The sequence below is a fragment of the Mycobacterium gordonae genome, assembly GCF_002101675.1.
GTDB lineage: Bacteria > Actinomycetota > Actinomycetes > Mycobacteriales > Mycobacteriaceae > Mycobacterium > Mycobacterium gordonae.
Genome location: NZ_LQOY01000253.1, coordinates 18,571 through 35,931, shown reverse-complemented (window position 1 = coordinate 35,931; position 17,361 = coordinate 18,571). Strand labels below are relative to the sequence as shown.

Here is a 17,361-nt window from a genome sequence, read left to right as displayed (position 1 = left end):
CGATGGTTTTGGGTTTCTGGGACATTGCCGCGCCCATCGTGGGTGCGCCGATGGCCGGTGGCCCCGGCACCCCCGCGCTGGCGGCGGCGGTGTCCAACGCCGGCGGGCTCGGCGTCGTCGCGGGTGGCTACCTGACCGCGGAACAATTCGCCGACGACATCGCGGCCGCGCGCAAGGCCACGACCGGGCCGATCGGGGTCAACCTGTTCGTGCCGCAACCCAGCGTCGCTGACTGGGTGCAACTGGAGTACTACGCCGAAGACCTCGAAGAAGTTGCCGACCACTACCGCGTCGAAGTGGGCCACCCGATGCACGGCGACGACGACGACTGGCAACGCAAAGTCGAGGTGGTCGCCGATGTACGCCCCGAGATGGTGTCGTTCACCTTCGGGGCGCCGCCACCGGATGTGGTCCGGATGTTGAGCGCGCAGGGGCTGCTGGTGTCGGTCACGGTGACTTCGGCCTACGAGGCCGGGGTGGCCATCGCGGCCGGCGCGGACAACCTGGTGGTCCAGGGGCCGGCCGCCGGGGGGCACCGCGGTACCTTCGCGCCGGACATGGAGCCGGGCGCGGAGTCGCTGCACCAGTTGTTGGACCGGATCGGCCATGCGCACGACGTGCCGCTGATCGCGGCCGGCGGGCTCGGCACCGTCGAGCAGATCGCGGCGGTGCTGCGCAGGGGGGCAGTGGCCGCCCAAGTCGGGACCGCGCTGCTGCTGGCCGACGAGGCGGGCACCCACCCGGCCTACCGGGTCGCGCTGAAGAATCCCGAGTTCGACTCGACCGTGGTCACCCGGGCGTTCTCCGGCCGCTACGCGCGCGGCCTGGCCAACAACTTCACCCGTTTGCTGGATCACGTTGCGCCACTTGGTTATCCGGAGGTCCACCAGATGACCAAGCCGATCCGGGCGGCCGCCATCGAGATGGAGGACCCGCACGGGACGAATCTGTGGGCGGGCGAGGCCTACCGGGAAGCCCGCAGTGGGCCGGCGGCCGACATCGTCACAGCACTTGCCCCCTACATTCGCTAACCGGCGAGCACGGCGGCCGGATCGGTGAAGGGCAGGCCCAGGTCCTCGGCCACATGGTCGGCCAACAGGGCTCCGGCATGTGTCGAAAGCCCTTTGGCAAGAGCCGGATCCGAGCGGCAGGCGGCGCGCCAGCCCTGGTCGGCCAGCTTGAGCGCATAGGGCATGGTGGCGATGGTCAGCGCATACGTGGACGTCTTGGGCACCGCGGCGGGCATGTTGGCCACGCAGTAGAACAGCGTGTCGTGCACCGCGAAGGTCGGTTCGTCGTGGGTGGTCGGCTGGGAATCCGCAAAGCAGCCACCCTGGTCGATGGAGATATCCACCAGCACCGCTCCGGGTTTCATCTGCGCCACAAGGGAATTGGAGATCAACGAGGGCGCCTTGGCGCCCGGGACGAGCACCGCGCCGACCACGAGGTCGGCACGTGTGACGGCGCCTTCGAGTTCATAGGCCGAGGAGTAACGGGTGCCGATGCGGCCGGCGAATTCCGCGTCGAGCATCCGCAGCTTGTTGAGGTTGACGTCGAGCACCATGACCGATGCCCCCATGCCGCTGGCCACTCGGGCGGCGTTGTAGCCGGCGGTGCCGCCGCCGATCACCACGACGTCAGCGGGCTTCACCCCGGGCACCCCGCCCATCAGCGCGCCGCGGCCGCCCTGGGTCCGCATCAGGTGGTACGCCCCGACCTGAGCGGAGAGCCGCCCGGCCACCTCGCTCATCGGAGCCAGCAACGGCAACGCTCCGTCGGTGGTCTGGACCGTCTCATAGGCGATCGAGGTGGTCCCCGAGGCGAGCAGCGCGTCGGTGCACGATCGGGACGCGGCCAGGTGCAGGTAGGTGAATAGCGTTAACCCGGAACGCAAATAGCCGTATTCGGTCGGCATCGGTTCCTTGACCTTCAGCACCAACTCGGCATCGCCCCACACCTGCGCGGCAGTGTCGGCCAGGACCGCGCCGGCCGCCTTGAACTCGGCATCGGTGATCGCCGACCCCTCGCCCGCGCCCGCCTGGACCAGCACGTCGTGACCGTGCCGGGTGAATTCGGCGACTCCGGCCGGGGTGATGGCCACCCGGAACTCGTTGTTCTTGGTTTCGGTCGGAATGCCGATGCGCATGCCCTCTAGTGTGAAGAAACTTCGGCACGCCCGCACTCTTGACGGCCGTCTCAAGCAGCACCGAGCGAGCGGAGGCCCGCTGGCTATGATCAGCCCATGAGTGAGCCATCCGCGACAGCGACCGTTCAGATCGATGCGAGTCCCGAGGCGGTGTACGGCCTGATCACCGACCTCCCGACGCTGGCCGCGTTGGCCGAGGAGGCCGTGTCGATGGAGCTGCGCAAGGGCGACGCCGTGGCCCAGGGGGCGGTGTTCGTCGGCCACAACGAGAACGGCAGCAAACGCTGGACGACGAAATGCACCGTCACCGACGCCGAGCCCGGCCGGGTGTTCGCCTTCGACGTGCGGCACACGATCTTCCCTATCGCACGCTGGCAGTACGACATCGTCGCCACCGACGGTGGCTGCCAGGTCACCGAGAGCACCTGGGACCGGCGGCCCGGCTGGTTCGCCAAAGTCGCCGGTAGGGCCACCGGTGTCGCCGACCGGACGGCGGCAAACGCCAAGCACATCGAGCTGACGTTGCAGCGCCTCAAGCAGCGGGCCGAGAAAAGGTAGTACCGCGGGTATCGCATACCTGGCGGGCTTCAGTAGACTTGCCACTTGAGGCAAGGGGGCCGTGATGAGCACAGTTGACGACCGAGCGGTGGGGCCGCACTCCGGACAGGCGGTGGCCGCCGACCATGAGCGGCTGGTACTCGAGGCGCGCAACGTCTCGTTCGACTGGGCCGAGCTGCCGTTCCACTACGTGCCCGGCGAGCCGATGGCCACCCACGTCCTCAATGTGCTGCACCTGATGCTGCCCGCGGGTGAGGAGTTCTTCGTCGAGGTCTTCAAGAAGACACTGCCGCTGATCAAGGACGACCAACTGCGCCTCGACGTGCAGGGATTTATCGGTCAGGAGGCGATGCACTCCCAGGCGCACTCCGGAGTGCTGGCCCACTTCGATTCCCAGGGTATCGACCTGACACCGTTCACCGACCAGATGCGCTGGCTGTTCGGAAAACTGCTCGGGGAGAGGCCGCATTTCAGCGCGCGCCGGCAGCAGAGCTGGCTGCTGGAGCAGGTTGCCTTTATCTCGGCGATCGAGCACTACACCGCCGTGCTGGGCGAGTGGATCCTGGATTCGCCGGCGCTGGACGCAGTCGGCACCGATCCGGTGATGCTCGACATGCTGCGCTGGCACGGGGCCGAAGAGGTCGAGCACAAGGCCGTGGCATTCGACACCATGAGACACCTGCGGGCCGGGTACTGGCGTCAGGTGCGGGCCCAGCTGGCTGTGACGCCGGTGCTGACCTTGTTGTGGATCCGCGGGGTGCGGTTCATGTACTCGGTCGACCCGTGCCTGCCGCCGGGAACCAAGCCACGCTGGCGCGACTTCCTGCGGGCCGCGCGGCGCGGGCTGGTCCCCGGGCCGCGGCGGCTGGTCGGCGTCGTCGGGTCCTACTACCGGCCGGGCTTCCACCCGTCGCAGTTGGGCGGCCTGGAGCGGGCCGTCGACTATCTGGCCCTGTCGCCCGCCGCCCGGGCTTCGCACTGAAACATGGCTGTTATCAACGCTTCCGACGGTGTCACGCTGGCTGTTCACCGCTACACCGACATCGATCCGGCGCGCCCGACAGTGCTGGCCATCCACGGCTATCCGGACAACCACCACGTCTGGGACGGTGTGGCCGAACTGCTCTGCGGGCGCTACAACGTCGTCGCCTACGACGTGCGCGGGGCCGGTGAATCGTCTACGCCGGCGAGCAGATCCGGATACCGCCTGGACCAGTTGGTCGCTGACATCGATACCGTAATCGACAGCCTGGGCGTCGAGCAGGTACATCTGGTGGGGCACGACTGGGGCTCGGTGCAGGCGTGGTCGGCGGTCACCGACGACAAGGTGATGGCGAAAGTCGCTTCCTTCACCTCGATTTCGGGCCCGCACGTGCGGCATATCGGCCAGTTCGTGCGCTCGGCCCGCAGCCCGCGTGAAGTCGGTTATGTGGCCCGGCAGGCGAGTTCGTCGGTGTACGTCGGATTCTTCCTGAGTCCCGGGCTGCCGGAGCTGTTCTTCCGGTCCAGGCTCGGGGTGAAAGTCGTTGAGGGCCTCGAACGCTACGGCCGGTCGAGCACGCTGAGCCGGCGCGTAGAGTCGCCACGCACCATCGCTGACTACGTCAACGGTCTGAACCTGTACCGGGAAAACCTGCCCGCACCATTGGTTTCGCCGGGCACTGAGGTCCCGCAGACCACCGTTCCCGTCCAGGTGCTGATCCCCGGCAAGGACCTTTTCATCACTCCGGCGCTGCAGCGTTATGTCGGTGCGATTCCTCCGACCGGCAGGGTCGTCCCGATTCAGGGTGGGCACTGGGTGGTGACGTCACGTCCCGACGTCATCGCGCGGCTGACCGGCGAGTGGATCGACCGGGTGGTCGGGGATTTGCCGAGGAAATCGGAGTTGCGCCCCGGCCCGCGTGAGGTGAGCGGCAAGCTGGCGCTGGTGACCGGGGCGGGTTCGGGCATCGGCCGGGCGACCGCGGTGGAGTTGGCCCGCAACGGCGCGGCCAAGGTGGTAGTCGTGGACCGCGACCTCGACGCGGCCGACGAGACAGCGGTTGCCGTGCGGGCGGCCGGTGCGCAAGCGGCCGTCTACCAGGTCGACGTCACCGACGAGGACATGATGAATGACCTTGCGGCACAAGTGTTCAACGAACACGGCGTGGTGGACATCCTGGTCAACAACGCGGGCATCGGGATGGCCGGCCGGTTCCTGGAAACCAGCTCGCGGAACTGGGACGACATCATGGCCGTCAACGTGCGTGCCGTCATCACCGGCAGCCGGGCCTTCGGCGCCCAGATGGTGAAGCGCGGCGAGGGTGGAACCATCATCAACCTGTCGTCGGCTGCGGCGTTCCTCCCGTCGAAAGCGATGGTGGCCTACAGCACGACGAAGGCGGCGGTGCTCGGGTTCAGCGAAGCCCTGCGTGCCGACCTCGCCGACGAAGGCATCACCGTCACGGCCGTATGTCCCGGTTTCGTCAACACCAATATCGCCAAGAGCACTGTGTATGCCGGCATGTCTGCGGAGCAGCAGGAGCGGGCCCGCGCGAAGGCGGACGCGACCTACCGGCGGCGCAACTACACCCCGGAGGCGACCGCGAAAGCGATCGTCAAGTCCATCAGGACCGGGCCCCCGGTGCTGCCCGTTGCTGCCGAGTCCCGGCTCGGTTATGCCATGCGGCGCATCAGCCCGACCGCCATCCGACTGCTGGCCCGTCTGGACATCCGCCAGCAGTAGGGAATGACTGTGCCGGACGACATTTGGACGAGCAGGCCCGCAGACCTCTACGGCCGCCGCGACCACGACCGCTTCTTCACCGTGCTGTGGGGCATTCGCACCGTGATGGGTGGACTCGCCGCGGCATCGCGGTGGCATCCTTCTCGGGTGACGCCCGTGCCGCGCACGCACCGCGCCAGGGTCATCGAACGGGAGCTTGTCGCACCCGATGTGGTCGCACTGACTTTGGCCGACCCGGACGGCGGATTGCTTCCCTCCTGGACACCGGGCGGACACATCGACGTGCAGCTGCCCTCGGGCCGTCGGCGGCAGTACTCGCTGTGCGGACCGCCCGGGCGCCGGACCGACTACCGCATCGCGGTGCGCCGCATCGCCGACGGGGGCGGCGGGTCGATCGAGATGCACGACGCGTTCGATGTTGGCGACACATTGCTGTTCGAGGGTCCCCGCAACGCGTTCTATCTAGGAGCCTCCGAGCGCGAGGTGTTGTTCGTGATCGGCGGCATCGGGGTGACGCCCATCCTGCCGATGATCCGGGTGGCGGCACAGCGTGGCGTCAATTGGCGTGCGGTTTATGCCGGCCGCAGCCGGGAGTACATGCCGCTGTTGGACGAAGTGCTGGCGGTCGCGCCCGACCGGGTCACCGTCTGGGCTGATGACGAACGGGGCGGGTTCGCGTCGGTGGCCGACCTGCTGGCCGGCGCCGGGCCCAGGACCGCGGTGTATGTCTGCGGGCCGGCCGCCATGCTGGAAGCGGTTCGGGTGGCCCGCAACCAGCATGCCGACGCGCCGCTGCATTACGAGCGGTTCAGCCCGGCGCCGATCGTCGACGGAACTCCGTTCGAGTTGGAGTTGGCCCGGTCGCGGCAGGTGCTCAGCGTCCCGGCGAACCGGTCGGCCCTCGAGGTGATGCTTGACCGCGACCCGACCACGGCCTACTCGTGCCAGCAGGGTTTCTGCGGCACCTGCAAGGTCAAAGTGCTTGCCGGCCAGGTGGACCGGCGTGGCCGCACCGCCGAGGGGGACGATGAGATGCTGGTCTGCGTCTCCCGCTCCGATGGCGGCCGGTTGGTCATCGACCGCTGAACACTCCTTTCTCGATGAGCACCTCGGCGTAGGTGGTCAGGTCGGCGGCGAACAGCTCGGGTTGCTCGAATGCGGCGAAATGGCCGCCGCGATCCTGAACGGAGTGATGAATCAGGTTGTAGCGCGCCGCCGCCCATGCGCGCGGTGTCTGCAGCATCTCGCCCGGGTAGACGGCGTATCCGGTCGGGACATCGACGCGGCCGGTCCAGTCGCTGAGCGGCCCGGTACCGGCCCGCGCGGATTCGCAGTACAGCCGTGCCGCGGAGGTGGCGGTGCCGGTGAGCCAGTAGAACATCAGGTTGTCGATCAGCCGGTCGGTGCTGATCGGCATGCCGTCTCTGATGTCGCACCAGGCGTGGAACTTCTCGAGGATCCAGCCGGCCAGTCCCAGCGGCGAGTCGTCCAAGCCGAAGCCCAGTGAGTGTGGCCGGGTGGACTGGATTTCCATGTAGGCGGTGCCGTCCTTGATCCGTTCGACGCCCGCCGCGATGGCCGCCCATTCGTTTTCGCTGACGTCGGCCAGCAGTTCGGCGTTGGTCTGGTCCGGCGGGGCGAAGAGCATGTTGGTGTGGATCGCGACGGCGTGCTGCGGGTAGTGCTCACCGAGATGGCGTGTGACCAGCGCGCCCCAGTCGCCGCCTTGGGCGAGATAGCGGCGATAACCGAGCTGGGCCATCACGTCGGCGACGGCCGCGGCGACTTTGGACACGTCGACCCCGCGCTCCCGGGTCGGGCCGGAGAAGCCGTAACCCGGCATCGACACCAGGACCACGTGAAACCGCTTGCGCAGCAACGGCAGTACGTCCAGGAACTCGACCACCGATCCGGGCCACCCGTGGGTGATGACCAGCGGAATGGCATCGGCGCGCTCAGACCTGGCGTGCAGGAAGTGCACCCGCTGCCCGGCGGCCTCGGTGACGTATGAGCCGGCGGCGTTGACCTCGGCTTCGGTGGCCCGCCAGTCGTAGCGGTGCAGCCAGTGCTCGATCACGCCTTTCAGGAATGACTGCTCGGTGCCGTAATCCCAGTCCGCGCCGGTTATTTCGGCGGGCCACCGGGCCGTGCTGAGTCGGTGGCGCAGGTCGTCGAGCTGGGCCTGGGGCACGTCGATGGGGTACGGCTGGACCGGCGAGGCCGGCCTGATCAGTGACGCCACGGGCGGGGTGCTTCCCGGCGCGGCACTGGCCGCTGGCTGCTGTTCGGGTGTCTCTTCGGCGGCGGTTCGGTACAGCCGGTAGCCCACATGCGGCACCGTCACGCCGGGCAGTGGCTTCCACACATAGGTGCGGTCATCGAGTTCGAAGCCGTGTTTCTCGTAGAAGTTGCGGGCCTTCTGATTCTTGTCCGCGCACCACAGGATGATGTCGTTGTCCGGATAGGTGCGCAGCACCTTGGTCAGCAACATCCCGCCGATGCCGTGCCGCTGGTTGTCGTCGAGGATGTAGAGCGCGTCGATCTGAATGTGCTTGGGGTTGGACAGGTCCGGCCCGAACAGCGTCATTCCCAGTAACTTGCCGCGGGCTTCGGCCATCCACATCTGCCAGCCGCCCCGCTTGAGCGTCGTCGGGTAGAACGTGTCGACCCAGGTCTTCGGCGTGCCGATCATGTCCAGCACGTGCGTGGCCACGATTCCTTTCCAGGATCGCCGCCACACCGGATAGTGCATCGCCGCGACCCTGGCGTAATCCTTCGGCTTGGCCTCGCGGATCCGGATATCACTGGATCTCACGCGCGCACCTCCGCTTTCTCGCACCGACGTCTCGACCATCTCAGCCTAGAGATGCGCCGGTGTGCCCCGTGCTGCCGCATGCCTAGGGCCCGGCCCGTTCGTCGTCGTTGTCGGCAAGGAGGCGTTCGGGATGGTGGTAGTTGTTGGTGCGGGGGCCGCCGCGGTCGAAGCGTGCTGGTGGGATCCATGGGGTGCGGTGGTTGCTGAGTTTGGTTGTGGTCCAGCCGTTTCCGACCAGTTTGTGATTGGTCGGGCAGGCCAGCGTGAGGTTGGTGATGTCGGTCGGTCCGCCGCTGGCCCATTCGTTGACGTGGTGGACTTCGCACTTGTCGGCGGGTACGTCGCATCCGGGGTAGGTGCAGCCGCGCTCGGCGGCGAACAGGGCCAGGCGTTGGTCGGAGGAGCCGATGCGGCGGGCGCGCCCGAGGTAGAGGGGGCGGTTGGAATGACCGTCGAATATAGCGAGGTAGTGGTGGGCGCGGGAGGCCATGGTGATGAGGTCGCGCATCGGAATGACACTGCCGCTGGCCGTGACGGCGGTGCCGGTGGCCGTGGTGAGTTCTTGCAGGGTGGTGGAGACCACGACGGTGACGGGCAGGCCGTTGTGCTGCCCGAGGGTGGGGTCGCCGAGGTGAGCACGGAGCAGGGCGTTGAGGGCGTCGTGTTGACGCTGGCCTGGGGTGCGGGTGTCGGCGGCGGCGGTCTCCTCCGGGGGTTCGCCGGTGAGGCGGGGGTTTTGGTCGTTGGGGTTGCACATGCCCGGGGCGGCGAAGGGGGCCAGCCAGGCTTCGATCAGGGCGCGCAGTTCGGGGGTGGCGATCAGGGTGGCTTCACTCATGCCGTCGGCACGTTGGGGTTTGAAGGTGAAGCTGCGCTGGCGGGCGCGGTCGTGGTCGGAGAACTTTCCGTCGGGGTTGATCAGGACGGCGGCGCGTTTGGCGGCTTTGTCGAGTTGGTCGGGCCGAAGTCGGGTGGCTTGGTGGGCCAGCAGGTGTTCGGCGTGCTCGAGCACGCCGGCGGGAGTGTCCGCGGGCAGGTCGCGGATGAATCCTTGCATGACTCGCAGGTGCTGGGCATCCAACATGCCCTGACGCCATTGCTGGGCGGTGGCGGGCAGTTCGGGGGGCAACTGCTGACCGGTGAGGGTGGTGCGAGGGGCGAGTTGAGCGGCGTCGCGGATGCGCCGGCGGGCTTCGCTGTAGCTGATACGGCACCAGTCGGCGACGACCTGGTGGGCCGGGCCGCCGATGTCGGCGGGGGCTTCGGCGGCGAGGCTGTGGATGATGTCGTGGCTGAGCACGGCTTGGCAGCGGCGCGAGGTTTCCAGGCGTTCCAGCGCGCGGCAACGCACCACGGGGTCCGACAACCGGTCGCGCAGGTCAGCGATCGTGGCGACAGCAGCGTCGAGTGCGTCGAAAGCGGCGACCACTTCCGCCGGCGCTGTTATCGCACACATGTTCGAATTTTATGCCGCAACAGTGGTGGCCCGGCCGCACCGCAGCCCAGATTGTGGACAGAGGTTCAATTGTGGATAACTCCGCCGCCCGTTACCGTTGTCAGCCTGGGGAGTCTGAACACGCGGGACATGGCTGCTCAGGGCGTACCCTCCCGGGCCCAACGCCATCAGCCTGACGGAATGAGCCAAGTAGGCTGCAACCCATGCGAGTAGGCGTGCTGGGAGCTAAAGGCAAAGTCGGGGCGACGATGGTGCGCGCGGTCGAAGCCGCCGAGGATATGACCCTGTCCGCGGAGGTGGACGCCGGCGACGCGCTGAGCCTGCTGACCGACGGCGACACCGAGGTGGTCATCGACTTCACCCACCCCGACGTGGTGATGGACAACCTGAACTTCTTGATCGACAACGGGATTCACGCCGTCGTGGGCACCACGGGCTTCACCGGTGAACGCATCGAGCAGGTCGAGTCCTGGCTCGCGGCCAAGCCCGGAACCTCTGTTCTGATCGCACCCAACTTCGCCATCGGCGCGGTGTTGTCCATGCATTTCGCCAAGCAGGCCGCGCCCTTCTTCGACTCGATCGAAGTCATCGAACTTCATCACCCGAATAAGGCAGACGCCCCTTCGGGCACCGCCACCCGGACCGCCAAGCTGATCGCGGAGGCTCGAAAAGGCCTGCCGCCCAACCCCGATGCCACCAGCACCAGCCTGCCCGGCGCACGCGGCGCGGACGTCGACGGCATTCCCGTGCACGCGGTGCGGCTGGCCGGACTGGTCGCGCACCAGGAAGTGCTGTTCGGCACCGAGGGAGAAACCCTGACCATCCGTCACGACAGCCTCGACCGCACCTCCTTTGTGCCGGGCGTGCTGCTGGCGGTGCGTCGCATCACCGAGCGGCCGGGGCTGACCATCGGGATAGAGCCGCTGCTCGACCTGCAATGACCAGAACCCTGCGGATCCAGCTGCTGATCGCATTCCTGTGCGCGGCCATGCTGGTGTATTTCGTCCTGCTCGGCCGCATCGCGCTGGTGATGATCGGATCCGGCCGGCCTGCCGCGGTGGGCTTGGGCCTGGCGCTGTTGATCATGCCGTTCCTGGGACTGTGGGCGATGATCGCGACGCTAAGGGCCGGATCTGCGCACCAGAAGCTCGCCCGCCTGATCGCCCAGGACGGACTGGAACTGGACGTCAGCGCGCTGCCGCGGCGCGCTTCGGGCCGCATCGAACGTGGCGCCGCCGACGCGTTGTTTGACAGCGTGCGTAGCGAATTGGAAGGCGACCCCGACAACTGGCGCCGCTGGTATCGGCTGGCGCGTGCGTACGACTACGCGGGGGATCGCCGTCGGGCCCGGGAGGCGATGAAGACGGCGGTTCAATTGGAGGCCCAAGGGTGAACACGCTGCTGATCGTTCATCACACCCCGTCGCCGCACTGTCAGGAGATGTTCGAGGCGGTGTTGGCCGGGGCGACCGCCCCCGAGATCGAGGGCGTCAAGGTGGTGCGCCGGCCGGCCCTCACCGTCTCACCGGTGGAGATGCTGGAGGCCGACGGATACCTGCTGGGAACTCCGGCCAACCTCGGATACCTCAGCGGTGCGCTCAAGCACGCCTTCGACGAGTCCTATTACCAGCTGCTTGACACCAGCCGCGGCAGGCCATTTGGTGTCTATATCCACGGCAACGAGGGCAGCGAAGGGGCGCAGCGCGCCGTGGAGGGCATCACCGCCGGGCTCGGCTGGGTCAGGGCCGCAGAACACGTGGTGGTCTCGGGCAAACCCGCGAAGGCGGACCTCGAGGCCTGCTGGAACCTCGGCGCGACGGTCGCGGCGACGTTGATGGACTGAGTTGCCGCAAGAAAGGGCGGGAAAAGGGGCAGCGCATGGACACACATCACACCGGGGACGACCTGGTACATCTGCTCGGCAGCTTGGCGGTGGAACTCGAGGGTCACAGCGACCCCGAATCGGTACTCCATGAGATCGTGGCAAGCTCCGTGCGGCTTGTACCGGGTGCCCGCTGGGCCGGAATTTCCCTCCTCGAGAAAGACCGGGTCCAGTCCGGGGCTCCCACCGATCCGGTCGTCGCGGAATTGGACGAGATGCAGTCCGTGCTCGATGAAGGTCCTTGCCTGAGCGCACTGCGCGAACAGCGCACCGTCAAGGTCGACGACATGGCCACCGAGGACCGATGGCCGAATTTCGCCGCTGCGGCGGTGGATCGCGGTGTCCGAAGCCTGTTGTCGTTTCGATTGTTCGTCCGCCGCGGGAACCTGGGAGCCCTCAATCTTTACGGTGGGGAAACCAACGTTTTCGACGACGAGTCGATCCTGATCGGTGAGGTGTTGGCCCAGCACGCGTCAGTCGCGCTCGCTCGGCTGAATTCCGAGGCCCGGTTCCAGAAAGCGTTGGACAGCCGGGACATCATCGGACAGGCCAAAGGTCTGTTGATGCAGCGCAACGGCGTCGACGGACTGCACGCGTTCCGGATGCTGCTGAAGGTGTCGCAGGAGTCCCATACGAAATTGGTCGACGTTGCGCGGTGGCTCGTCGACTCCCATGAATCCCGGATTTCGAAAGCCGGGTAGCCCGGCCGTGCCCAGCCAGTCAGGTACGCAGGGGCTGAAACGAACCGGCGGGCTGACCCAATGCCAGTGCCGAACTGGTGCCGAATGGGCCGTGCCGATCGAACAACGTTGCGCTGCCGGTCGCGACACCCGCTGAGCCGTAATGGCTCTCGGCCGCCAATCCCACGTATTCCCCGTCCGGCATCCGGCTCGCGGTGACGGTGTAATCGGCGTTGATGAACCGTAATCCGCTTGTACCCCAATGCGTCAGCGAACTCGTCACGTCACCCACGAAGGCGAGTCTGGTGAACGGTGTCAATGGGTAGCCGTACACCATCGGCCGGAACACCCGCGTCCAGGCGAACTTCTGCGAGTGCGACTGCTCCCACTCGCCGGCCGCGATACCGGGGCTGCCCGCGGCGCTCGCACCGTAACCCCAGATGAGGAAAGGCATGTCAGCGGGGAAGCCCGCCGTATCCGACGGAAGCGGCGGCGCCTGCACGGAGCCCGACCACACTTCGCCGTCGGGATGTTCGCCTCTCCGTAGGAACAGCGCGCTGGCCCGCGCGACCGTCTTCCCGTTCTGTACCAGTGCGCCGTCGACAAGCTTGATGCGCCGGCCTTCCCGCTGCACCGCAGTCTCTATCCGTAGCGGCTCCAGCAGAGCCGGCCGCAACAGGTCCACGGTCAGGCGGGCGGGCTGAAAGTCCGGGTCGAAGCCGGATTGCTCGATGCCCCAACCCAACAGGCCGCCGACGATCTGGCCGCCCATGGTGGCGCCCCACGGTCCTTGGGTCATCGGGCCCGGCAGGTAAAAATCGCCCTCGGCAGTGAAAAACGCGGCGGGCTCCTCGAAGGTCACCGCTACGACGATAGGGCAGCCGCAGGCGCCCACTGGCGGAAGTCCTCACCAGCAGTGGACCAAGGCCCCTGTGCCACGGCGCGCCACCCGAGCAGGCTCGATGAGTATGACCACCTACACGAAACCGCGGGTCCGAGACGCGGTCCGAAGCTTCAACAAGCACTTGCTCAACCCCGCGATGATGGTCGTGGCCGGTCGCCGCTATTGGTACGCGTCGACCATCGCACACGTCGGCCGCAAATCCGGAAGGCATTACACCACCCCGGTTGTCGCGGTCCCGATTCCCGACGGCTTCGTCGTACCGTTGCCCTACGGTTCGGACGTTGACTGGTTACGCAATGTGCGTGCCGCCGGCTCTGCGACCATCAAATGCAAGGGGCAGACCTACCACGTGGTCCGCCCGAACATCGTCGACGCGTCCGCCGTCGAGTCGCTGCTGCCCGCTGCCCGGCGCCGGGTATTCAACGCCTTCGACGTCGACAGCTACGCCAAGTTCGCCCTGGCCTGACGTGACCGGAGCCCCTACCGTTGTGAGTAGCCGACGGTAGCAAGGGACGTACATGCCTGACGTAGTCGAGATTTCGCGCAGTCACAGCCCATTTCCGCGTACCGGCGTTCACCTGGACAACCGGGGTGTCCCACATTACGACGGCATCCCGGCCACCCTTCTCGACATGCTCGCCGAGCAGGTCACCGCAGGCCCGGACAGCGAAGCCGTGGTCGAACTGGGCGGCGACCGGCTGACCTACCGTCAACTCTGGGACCGCGCGTCGCGCGTCGCCGGAGGCCTGCGGGCCGGCGGCCTGCGACCCGGCGACCGCGTCGCGGTCCGTTATCCCGCGGGCATCAACTGGGTGCTCGCGTTCTGGGGCACGGTGATGGCCGGAGGCATCGCGGTCGCCGTCAATACGCGGTCGGCGCAACCGGAGGTCGACTTCGTGCTGGCCGACGCCGGGGCGCACGTCGACTTGGACGCGGACACACCACTCCCGGACGGCAAGCCCTACGTCGCCGAACAACTCGGTTCGAAAGACGTTGCCGCCCTTTTCTATACATCTGGCACCACCGGGCATCCCAAGGGCGTCCCGACCACTCACGAAGCATTCGTGACCAACACCGAGAACGGGATCCGGTGTCTCGACCAGCCGCGCGACATCGGCACGGACCTGCGCACCCTCATCTCGGTGCCGCTGTTCCACGTGACCGGGTGCAACTCGCAGCTTCTGGCGGCCACCCGGCTGGGCGGGGCCGCGGTGATCATGCCGGCCCTCAACCTCGACGGGTTGGTCGACGCGCTGAGCGCAGAACGCATCTCGGTGATGGTCACCGTGCCGGCGATTTACGCGCTGTTGCTGCGGCACAAGGGTTTTGCCTCTGCCGATGTGTCCGCGGTCCGCTGGGTCGGCTACGGCGGCGCACCCATCGCGCCGGCGCTGGTGCGGTCGGTCAAGAACGCGTTCCCGCAAGCCACGGTGTTCAACGGCTACGGGATGACGGAGACCGCGTCGCTGATGACCGTGCTGCCCGACGCCGAGGCCATCGAGCACGCCGACTCCGTCGGATACGCGGCGCCCTCGGTGGATCTCGGCGTCGTCCCGGACCGGCACGGCCAGCTCGTCGGCGAATTGGTGTGCAGAGGCGCCAACATCACGGCCGGCTACTGGAATCGGCCCGAAGCCACCGCGAACACCATCGTGGACGGCTGGCTGCACACCGGGGACGTGGTCCGCGTCGATGACGCCGGACGGGTGCACATCATCGATCGGCTCAAGGACATCATCAACCGGGGCGGCGAGAACATCTCCAGCGTCGAGGTTGAGGCGGCGTTACTGGCCGCCCCGAATGTCGTCGATGCTTGCGTGCTCGCGGTGCCGGACGACGTCATGGGGGAGAAGGTAGGCGCGGTGCTGGTCGGGGAGCAGGTCGACGTGCCGGCGGTGCTCGAGTCCTGCCGGGAGCAGCTCGCCGATTACAAAGTCCCGCAATACATCTCGGTGGTGACGACGCCGCTGCCGCGCAACGCCGGTGGGAAGCTGCTCAAAGCCAAGCTCCGCGAACAGGTTCAGTGGGGTTCCGCGCTGCGCTGACGCGCGCCGCAGGTGCCGGAAGAAACACCCGCCGCGCGGGTGAATTCCGGCCCCGTTACCACATCTAGGTGACACGCTGAATATGGCGATGTTACGGAGCCGTGAATCGGCGCGCGTCGATTCCAGCCCTCTCTACCTACGAGGAGCAACATGTCCTTCTTGACCGCACAGCCCGAAGAATTGGCCGCGGCAGCCGGGAAGCTGCAGACCGTCGGAGCCCAGCAGGCCGCGCAGAACGCGGCCGCTGCGGTTCCGACCACTTCGGGAGTGATTCCCGCTGCCGCAGATGAGGTTTCGGCGCTGCAAGCCTCCCTGTTCGCCGCTTACGGCAGCCTCTATCAGCAGGTCAGCGCCGAAGCGGCAGCAATGTACGACACGTTCGTCAACACTTTGGGACTCAGCGCCCAAACCTACTCCGCAACCGAGTCGGCCAATTCGGCCGCCGCAGCGTTGCCCGCTGCGTTGACGGATTCTCCGGTGGCCGATATCGCCAACGTCGTCAACATCGGGGTGGGTAACTGGGCGTCGGCGGCGTCGAATCTGGTCGGGCTGGCCAACGGGGGTCTATTGCTGCCGGTCGAGGAGGGTGCGGTGGAGGGCACAGTTGATACCGCGGGACTGGAGGCGGCTGCGGCGGTCGGCGCCGGGGAGGCGCCCGCCGCGGCAGTGTTGGTCGGAGCGTTCCCGGGCCGGGCGCTATCGGCCCCGTCGCCCTGGGCCGGCCCGGCCACCCTGGTGTCGAGCGCCACGCCGAAATCTTTGAGCTGGGCGGCCGCTACGCCACCGGCTGCGCCGGGCACGACGCTGTTGCCCGGTATGCCGGGGATGGTGTCGACGAGCCGAAATAGCACTGGATTCGGCGCGCCGCGCTACGGCGTCAAGCCCATGGTGATGGCCCGGCCGGCGCACGGCTGAGTGTCGGAAAGGATTGACAATGATGGACTTCGGCGCATTGCCTCCGGAAATCAACTCCGCGCGCATGTACACCGGTGCGGGCGCGGCACCGATGATGGCGGCCGCGGCCGCGTGGAACGGACTGGCGGTCGAGCTCAGTACGACAGCGGATTCCTTCGAGTCGGTGGTCGCTGAGCTCACCACCGAGCAGTGGTTGGGTCCCGCCTCGCTGTCCATGGCCGCCGCGGCCCAGCCGTTCCTGGCGTGGTTGACCTACACCGCGGAAGCCGCCGCGCTGGCGGGTTCCCAAGGGGTCGCCTCCGCGGCCGCGTTCGAGACCGCCTATGCGATGACCGTGCCACCGGGCGAGGTCGTCGCCAACCGAACCCTGCTGGCCATGCTGGTTGCGACCAACGTGCTGGGACAGAACACCCCTGCCATTGCGGCGACCGAGGCGCAGTACGTCGAAATGTGGGCTCAGGACGCCCTTGCGATGTACGGATATGCGGCTTCTTCGGCGTCCTCGGGGAAGCTGCACCCGTTGGCGCCGCCGGCGCAGGCCACCAACCCCACCGGAACCGCCAGCCAGGCCGCAGCGGTCGGACAGGCCGTCGCCTCCGCTCAGCAATCGGGCCTGAACAACCTGATCGGCAACATTCCCCAGGCCGTCGGAGGCTTGGCGTCTCCCGCGGCAGCGAACGCGGCGGCCCTGGACTCGGTCGTGCAGGACATCACCGATCTGCTGGCCGTTCCATTCGTGCAGAACACCATCAACGGTGCCGTCAACACGGCGGGATGGTTCACCACCGCCGGTATCACGACCGCAGTGTTCTTGCACCACACCCTGTCCACACTCCCCGCCGCCGGGGCCGCTGCGGGGATCGGCTCGGCGGGTGCCGCCGCGGTCGCGAACGCGGTGACGCCGATCGCTTCGGCGACCGCCCCGATGCTGGGCGCGGCGTCCTCGGTCGGCGGGCTTTCCGTTCCGGCAAGTTGGTCCTCCGCGGTGCCGGCCATCACCGTCGGCGCGACAGCCGCCGACGGCAGTGGCTGGGTGGTCCCCGAGGAAACCGCTGGGTTCGCGGGTGTTCCCGGTGCGCCCGGTATGGCGCTGGCGGGCAAGAGCGGCGGTGTTGCCGGGCCGCGCTACGGCTTCAAGCCGACCGTCATGCCCAAGCACGTTGTCGTCTGATCATTGGAAGTCTCTATGAGAATGCCGAGTCGGTGAGAGGCCTTAAATTCACCGCGGTTAAAATT

At 67.4% G+C, this 17,361-nt stretch carries 17 protein-coding genes; 13 read left to right on the top strand and 4 right to left on the bottom strand.

The features are described 5' to 3' along the window. The first annotated feature begins 2 nt into the window (after positions 1-2). Complete coding sequence (locus AWC08_RS33580) at positions 3-1,031, top strand: nitronate monooxygenase (RefSeq protein WP_065131718.1); 1,029 nt, start codon at positions 3-5, stop codon at positions 1,029-1,031. Here AWC08_RS33580 and ald read toward each other — a convergent pair. Next, complete coding sequence (gene ald / locus AWC08_RS33575; protein WP_069435490.1) at positions 1,028-2,146, bottom strand: alanine dehydrogenase; 1,119 nt, start codon at positions 2,144-2,146, stop codon at positions 1,028-1,030. The genes AWC08_RS33580 and ald overlap by 4 nt on opposite strands. A 96-nt stretch (positions 2,147-2,242) precedes the next feature. Between ald and AWC08_RS33570 the strand changes: the two genes are divergently transcribed. The 4 genes from AWC08_RS33570 (at position 2,243) to AWC08_RS33555 (ending at position 6,515) form a co-directional block, all read left to right on the top strand. Continuing rightward, positions 2,243-2,704 (top strand): SRPBCC family protein, encoded by a 462-nt coding sequence (locus AWC08_RS33570; protein WP_065131720.1) that lies wholly within the window; start codon positions 2,243-2,245, stop codon positions 2,702-2,704. 64 nt (positions 2,705-2,768) lie between these two features. Continuing rightward, positions 2,769-3,686: a metal-dependent hydrolase gene (locus AWC08_RS33565; protein ID WP_065131721.1), complete on the top strand. Its 918-nt coding sequence runs from the start codon at positions 2,769-2,771 to the stop codon at positions 3,684-3,686. Between the two features lie 3 nt (positions 3,687-3,689). Further along, positions 3,690-5,429: an SDR family oxidoreductase gene (locus AWC08_RS33560; RefSeq protein WP_085088787.1), complete on the top strand. Its 1,740-nt coding sequence runs from the start codon at positions 3,690-3,692 to the stop codon at positions 5,427-5,429. 3 nt (positions 5,430-5,432) lie between these two features. Further along, positions 5,433-6,515, top strand: coding sequence for a PDR/VanB family oxidoreductase (locus tag AWC08_RS33555; protein WP_065131723.1), 1,083 nt, complete (start codon positions 5,433-5,435; stop codon positions 6,513-6,515). Here the strand turns inward: AWC08_RS33555 and AWC08_RS33550 are convergent. Beyond that, complete coding sequence (locus tag AWC08_RS33550; protein ID WP_159460047.1) at positions 6,502-8,244, bottom strand: alpha/beta fold hydrolase; 1,743 nt, start codon at positions 8,242-8,244, stop codon at positions 6,502-6,504. The genes AWC08_RS33555 and AWC08_RS33550 overlap by 14 nt on opposite strands. Before the next feature lie 82 nt (positions 8,245-8,326). After that, the gene (locus AWC08_RS33545) at positions 8,327-9,700 is read right to left on the bottom strand and encodes an HNH endonuclease signature motif containing protein (protein ID WP_069435203.1); all 1,374 of its coding nucleotides are present in this window, start codon (positions 9,698-9,700) and stop codon (positions 8,327-8,329) included. Between the two features lie 203 nt (positions 9,701-9,903). On the opposite strand from AWC08_RS33545, the gene dapB reads away from it, so the two are divergent. Genes dapB through AWC08_RS33525 form a run of 4 tightly spaced genes read left to right on the top strand, consistent with a single transcriptional unit; the run spans position 9,904 to position 12,282 of the window. Beyond that, the gene (gene dapB / locus AWC08_RS33540; protein ID WP_069435204.1) at positions 9,904-10,641 is read left to right on the top strand and encodes a 4-hydroxy-tetrahydrodipicolinate reductase; all 738 of its coding nucleotides are present in this window, start codon (positions 9,904-9,906) and stop codon (positions 10,639-10,641) included. Continuing rightward, entirely contained in the window at positions 10,638-11,093 is a 456-nt protein-coding gene (locus AWC08_RS33535) for a hypothetical protein (RefSeq protein WP_069435205.1), read from the top strand. Before dapB ends, AWC08_RS33535 begins: the two co-directional genes overlap by 4 nt. Next, a complete protein-coding gene (locus tag AWC08_RS33530) occupies positions 11,090-11,542 on the top strand; it encodes a flavodoxin family protein (RefSeq protein ID WP_167545016.1) in 453 nt (150 codons plus the stop codon). The genes AWC08_RS33535 and AWC08_RS33530 overlap by 4 nt, the downstream gene beginning before the upstream one ends. A 35-nt stretch (positions 11,543-11,577) precedes the next feature. After that, a complete protein-coding gene (locus AWC08_RS33525) occupies positions 11,578-12,282 on the top strand; it encodes a GAF and ANTAR domain-containing protein (protein ID WP_065131727.1) in 705 nt (234 codons plus the stop codon). A 19-nt stretch (positions 12,283-12,301) separates the two neighbouring features. On the opposite strand, the gene AWC08_RS33520 is transcribed toward AWC08_RS33525, so the two are convergent. Continuing rightward, positions 12,302-13,123: an acyl-CoA thioesterase domain-containing protein gene (locus AWC08_RS33520; RefSeq protein ID WP_069435206.1), complete on the bottom strand. Its 822-nt coding sequence runs from the start codon at positions 13,121-13,123 to the stop codon at positions 12,302-12,304. A gap of 106 nt (positions 13,124-13,229) precedes the next feature. On the opposite strand from AWC08_RS33520, the gene AWC08_RS33515 reads away from it, so the two are divergent. From AWC08_RS33515 to AWC08_RS33500, 4 genes are all read left to right on the top strand, one after another. Further along, entirely contained in the window at positions 13,230-13,631 is a 402-nt protein-coding gene (locus tag AWC08_RS33515; protein ID WP_065131729.1) for a nitroreductase family deazaflavin-dependent oxidoreductase, read from the top strand. Between the two features lie 52 nt (positions 13,632-13,683). Continuing rightward, positions 13,684-15,210, top strand: coding sequence for a class I adenylate-forming enzyme family protein (locus AWC08_RS33510; protein WP_069435207.1), 1,527 nt, complete (start codon positions 13,684-13,686; stop codon positions 15,208-15,210). Positions 15,211-15,360: 150 nt separating this feature from the next. Further along, a complete protein-coding gene (locus AWC08_RS33505; protein ID WP_085088784.1) occupies positions 15,361-16,125 on the top strand; it encodes a PPE family protein, SVP subgroup in 765 nt (254 codons plus the stop codon). A 22-nt stretch (positions 16,126-16,147) separates the two neighbouring features. Beyond that, positions 16,148-17,296: a PPE family protein gene (locus tag AWC08_RS33500; RefSeq protein ID WP_065131754.1), complete on the top strand. Its 1,149-nt coding sequence runs from the start codon at positions 16,148-16,150 to the stop codon at positions 17,294-17,296. Positions 17,297-17,361: the final 65 nt, after the last annotated feature.

Coding starts and splice junctions, on each gene's coding strand:
- dapB (WP_069435204.1), top strand. CDS start 9,904: ATGCGAGTAGGCGTGCTGGGAGCTAAAGGCAAAGTCGGGGCGACGATG.
- AWC08_RS33535 (WP_069435205.1), top strand. CDS start 10,638: ATGACCAGAACCCTGCGGATCCAGCTGCTGATCGCATTCCTGTGCGCG.
- AWC08_RS33510 (WP_069435207.1), top strand. CDS start 13,684: ATGCCTGACGTAGTCGAGATTTCGCGCAGTCACAGCCCATTTCCGCGT.
- AWC08_RS33555 (WP_065131723.1), top strand. CDS start 5,433: ATGACTGTGCCGGACGACATTTGGACGAGCAGGCCCGCAGACCTCTAC.
- AWC08_RS33580 (WP_065131718.1), top strand. CDS start 3: ATGGTTTTGGGTTTCTGGGACATTGCCGCGCCCATCGTGGGTGCGCCG.
- AWC08_RS33560 (WP_085088787.1), top strand. CDS start 3,690: ATGGCTGTTATCAACGCTTCCGACGGTGTCACGCTGGCTGTTCACCGC.
- AWC08_RS33515 (WP_065131729.1), top strand. CDS start 13,230: ATGACCACCTACACGAAACCGCGGGTCCGAGACGCGGTCCGAAGCTTC.
- AWC08_RS33545 (WP_069435203.1), bottom strand. CDS start 9,700: ATGTGTGCGATAACAGCGCCGGCGGAAGTGGTCGCCGCTTTCGACGCA.
- AWC08_RS33525 (WP_065131727.1), top strand. CDS start 11,578: ATGGACACACATCACACCGGGGACGACCTGGTACATCTGCTCGGCAGC.
- ald (WP_069435490.1), bottom strand. CDS start 2,146: ATGCGCATCGGCATTCCGACCGAAACCAAGAACAACGAGTTCCGGGTG.
- AWC08_RS33505 (WP_085088784.1), top strand. CDS start 15,361: ATGTCCTTCTTGACCGCACAGCCCGAAGAATTGGCCGCGGCAGCCGGG.
- AWC08_RS33500 (WP_065131754.1), top strand. CDS start 16,148: ATGGACTTCGGCGCATTGCCTCCGGAAATCAACTCCGCGCGCATGTAC.
- AWC08_RS33565 (WP_065131721.1), top strand. CDS start 2,769: ATGAGCACAGTTGACGACCGAGCGGTGGGGCCGCACTCCGGACAGGCG.
- AWC08_RS33570 (WP_065131720.1), top strand. CDS start 2,243: ATGAGTGAGCCATCCGCGACAGCGACCGTTCAGATCGATGCGAGTCCC.